3 protein-coding genes are annotated in these 4952 nt (G+C 31.2%); all 3 read left to right on the top strand.

What is annotated here, in order from left to right; all coding sequences use genetic code 11:
• Window positions 1-1531: hypothetical protein (locus tag DXN04_RS35070; RefSeq protein ID WP_158569319.1), on the top strand; the 1531-nt coding region annotated here is incomplete at its 5' end.
• A complete protein-coding gene (locus DXN04_RS34260; RefSeq protein ID WP_116857923.1) occupies window positions 1522-4095 on the top strand; it encodes a hypothetical protein in 2574 nt (857 codons plus the stop codon). The genes DXN04_RS35070 and DXN04_RS34260, both read left to right, overlap by 10 nt.
• A 1-nt stretch (window position 4096) precedes the next feature.
• The coding region (locus DXN04_RS34255) for a hypothetical protein (protein WP_147320172.1) at window positions 4097-4952 on the top strand (856 nt) is incomplete at its 3' end.

Here is a 4952-nt window from a genome sequence, read left to right as displayed (position 1 = left end):
AGATAAAGATTATGGTTCTAAAAAGAAACCTTATCCTAGTGTAGCTAAAAAAGATTTTGCTGGTGGACATAGAAGTTATCCTATTCCTACAAAAGCAGATGCTGTTGACGCTTTAAGACTTGCGGGATTACATGGGCGTAGCGATGTTAAAGCTAAAGTTTATAATAAATATCCTGAACTTAGAAAAAAAGGTAATACAGGATTAATTGTAAGTATTAGTGGTAATGTTAAGAATGGATTAATTCATTCCCCATCCTCTACGGGGGGTCTACGCGATAAATTTGCTGTTGGTGGAAAACGAATTAATCGTCATGGAAGAACTTGGGAATATGATGAACAAAATGGATATTATGTTCCTATAACTAATAGAACTATTAATAGAACTTCTACTTATCCTATTAATAAATCTGCTAGAGGAGAAACTATTGTTGGTAGTGATTATACTTTTAGGAATGGTAGATGGTCTAAAAATAATACTACAAATAATAATACTAATAAATCTAATATTGATAATGGAAATCGTCGTCCTCAATATTATGCTAAACGTAGACTTCCTTTATTTGAAGATGGAGCTGGAATTACTAGTGGTTTAGTTAGAGCTGGTTGGAGTTATGGAAATAACAAAAGTGTTAGTATGAATAATACTAATATTCCAAGTTTATCTGAAACTAAATCTAACGGGAAGACCCCCCGTGGAGGACGAAGTAAGTCAAGTCAATCAACTCAATCTATTTCTACTAAAACTCCTCCTACTGCTGTTTATAATCGTAATTTACCTAAAGTAGAAGCTAGTATTCCTACTACTTTACCTGTTTCTACTAATACTCCTGTTAAAGGAACTACATTTTCTGATGGTAAAGGTCAAGGTAAATTTAAAAATCTTACTACTGCTGATTGGATTGGATTAGGTAGTAATGTTGCTGGCGGTTTAGCTAGTTATTTTGCTAGTAAAAGAGCTATTAATAAAATGAGAGGTCCGGGTCAACCTACTCTTATTAGCGCTAATAAACTTAAAACTAAATACAATATTAATCCTCAACTTGATAGAATTAGAGAAGATAAATTTGAAGCTTATCGTGATATTGATTCTAATACTGCTAGTAGTCGTGTTAGTTTAGCTCGTAAACAACGAGTTCGTAATGCTGCTGGTCAAGCTGCTAATGAACTTTATGGTAATAAAGAAAATATAGAAACTAATCTTATTAATCAAGATAGACGTAATCAGCAAAGTGTTCGTCAATTTAATGCTCAACAATACAATCAATATATAGATAGAAAAGCAGCATTTGATAATGGTATTAGAGAAGCTAAAGTAACTAATATTAATAATTTATTTAGTGGAATTAATGCTGGTATTCAAGATATGATTAGTAGATATGAAAATCGTAAAGCTTTAAATAATACTATTGGTGCTATGAGAGCATCTGCTCCTAATGTAGATGATAGAATTATGCGAGATGCTGGAGTTGATTATGATGAATTTATTATTCGTAAACGTAGAAAACTTGGAGGAAAACAATCATGCCGATAAACTTTTATACTCCTACTTTTAGACAACAAGTTAATCCTATTGACTTAAATGTCTTAGCTAGAACTTATAATACTCTTGAACAAGGTCATCAACAAGCTATTCAAACTAAATCTCAAATTGATGCTCAACTTGCTCAATTAGATTTAAATGAAGCTGAAGATGCTTGGCGTCAAGAACAACTTAATAAAGTTCGTAATGCTCTTACTGAAAATATGCAATATGGTAATGCTTATTCTAGTCTTGATGATATAGTTGGAACTTATGGAGATATAACTTCAAGTCCAGGAATGATTGGTCGTTTACGTGCTCAACAAGATTATAAAGTATATATGGATAATCTTGATAAACGTACTGATTTATCTGAAGATTATAAGAATTATTATCGTACTGTTAATAAATATAATTATCAAGATATAACTGATAAGAACGGTAATGTTATTGGTGGAAGTAAATGGACCCCTATTGATAAAGAAGTTTCTGAAATTCCTATGAACCAAATACTTAATCAAGCACTTCAATGGGCTGCTAAAGAACAAGGCGGTGGTAGTCAAACAAGATGGCTTGATGCTAACGGTAAAGTTACTGATGATATTACTAAATCTGTTACAGGAGAGATTTATTCTCATACTAAAGGTAATTGGCAAAGATTAAGTAAAGCTAAACTTGCTGAAGCTGTTAAAGCTGTTATTGAAAATACTCCTGGCGCTAAAGCTAGTCTTGAACAAGATTATAAAATTGCTAAATGGAAATATGATCAAAATGGAAGTAATCCTGATATAACAGATAAAAATGGTATTCTACTTACTCCTGAACAGTATCTTGCTAAACGTATTGATCCTTTCTATAACGCTGCAACTTTTTATAATCAAGATAGTAATACTACTTATGGAGAAGCATGGAAAGCTCAATTAGCTTTAGCTAAACAAGCTGGATTAGGAAGTACAAATCAAAGAAAACAAGCTATTGATAATTTAACTTATAAAGGTACTCCTGTTCGTATTGATAATTTTATGCCTGCTCAAGCTCAAGCCGAAATTACTAGTAATAGACAATCAATAGCTGGATTACTCAACAAATATAATCCTGATATTAATATTGATTTAGCAACTGCTAATCCTAATGATATTAGAACTAGTATCATGACTAATATTACTAGCCCATCTGATAGAGCATATGCTCTAAGTTATCTTAATGATATTATTGATAATCAAGAATATATTAATAGTCTTAAAGTTGGTAAATCGCAAGATAGCATTGACGGATTTGATACATATAATTCTATTATTAGTTTAAGTGATTTACCTAATAATAAATATTCTGATACATATAGTAAATATGTTAATCAGATATTTGGAGATAGTAGTTCTATTAGACAATACTTTAACAATGATGATGTTTATAACTCATTTATTAATGCTCTTGGTGGAGAGAAAAAAGCAATTAGTCTTGGAATAAGATTTGGTTCTGATGGTAATGGTTATAGATATGCTGAATTACCTAAAGATTATCATAAATCTATTTATAGTTTTGGTAAAGCTGTTAAAGAAGCTGAAGATACTAGAAATCCTTTAAATGCTTTTCTTAATTCTGCTAAAACTAGATTCTTTGGTTATGGTGATAAATTTGTTAGAGTTGATTCTAATGGTGAAGAACATCATGGTGGATTACCAACAGGCAATAAAGAACCTTATATTGGTTTGATTAATTATGTTGATTCTCTTAAATCTAAAAATGATGCTGTTCTTGACGGTGGACAAATAAATGCTTCTACTATTGGCATATCTGCAATGACTCCTGAACTTGCTGAACTTAATTTTGTTATGAGTTCTAATCCAGAAGCTGCTAGTAAATATGCTGCTCAAAAGAAACAATTAGAAGAACAAGCAATGAGCGCAATTAAAGCTGGAATTGATTTAACTCAAGGAGAAGCTTATATTACTAGTGAAAATGGAATATTTGAACCTATGACTTCTGAAGATAGAAAAGCTTATACAGCTTATCTTAGAAGTGCTAAAGAAAATGAAATTACTCCTACTATTGTTCGTGACCCAAAAACTGGTGATGTTGGAGTTCAAATTAATATTGCTGGTTATTACGATACAGAAGGTAAACTTAAAAGAGAACCTATTACTTTACTTGTAGGTAGTGGTGCCATTGATAGTTCTATTATTCAATCTTGGAATCAAGATACTAGTTGGAAAGCTGCTAGCAAAGTAGAAAATTATTATAATGCTAATAGACCTATTTCGCTTACTAATAATGCTGCATTTACTGGAATTGATAAATTTAAATTAGTACCTAATGGTGAAGGTTTTAATTTAATTAATTCTACTAATAATCAAACTATTGGTTTAGTAAGTAAAGAAAATGCTGTTGATATTGTAGATAATTTATCTCAATGGGAACAAACTGTAACTGCTGTTAAAGCTGGTATGACAGTAGATGAAAATGCTGTTAAAGCTATTCAACAAAATGTTGCTACTAAACTTGCTCAACTTAGTGGCAGCACAGATCCTTATGTTATTCAATATTACTATGATGAATTAACTAACAATCTATATTAATATGGATGTATTAAAGTTTCTACAAGGTGGTAACAAAACACCTAATCCTGAATATAATCCTAAAACTAAAAAGGGGGCTATACAGCCTCCTACTTTAGTTGATTACAACCCTGGCACTTCTATTAGTGACCAGGGTCGTGGTCATTTATTTAGTCGTATTGCTGGGCAATCATATAATCTTAACCAATATGATATAGATAAATATGCTCCTTATGATGTTTATGTTAATCCTGTTGATGACCCTGAAAAACTTGATAAAGAACGTGCTGTTAATCAAAGTAATTGGGAACAAGGATTAAGAATGATTGGACAGATTGGTAATGAAATTACTGTTGGTACTGCAATAGGTTTTGCTGATTTAGCTGATGCTTTCTATAATATGATTAGTGATAGTCCTAATGATTATCAATCTGAAATAAGTTCTGGACTTGAATCTTTAAAAGAATCTATTAATGAACGTTTAGCTATATACAGAGAAAATCCTAATGCTGCATTTGACATTGGAGATTTTGCTTGGTGGGCTAGTAATGCTCCTAGTATAGCTAGTTCTTTAACTCTTATGGTTCCTAGTACTGGTCTTGCTAAAGGTGTTTCTTTATTAGGTAAAGGATTAAGATTTAATAAACTAGCTAATAAGATGGCTAATGCTATTAATATGACACAAAAAAGTAGAGCAATTACTAGTAGAATAGCAGAGGCTACTGCTATTGGAGTTCCTTCTCGTTATCTTGAAAATTATCAAGAAGCTAGACAAACTTATAATGATATTGAAGATTATTCTAAAACTCAACTTGCTAATATGAATGATAAACAAAGAGAAGAGTTTTATAATAATAATCCTAAATATAGAGATATGT

This window comes from Chitinophaga silvisoli (assembly GCF_003412465.1).
GTDB lineage: Bacteria > Bacteroidota > Bacteroidia > Chitinophagales > Chitinophagaceae > Chitinophaga > Chitinophaga silvisoli.
This window is presented reverse-complemented; position numbering and strand designations above follow the sequence as displayed.

Excerpts from the sequence above, each read along its gene's own strand:
- DXN04_RS34260 (WP_116857923.1), top strand. The coding sequence starts at position 1,522 with ATGCCGATAAACTTTTATACTCCTACTTTTAGACAACAAGTTAATCCT.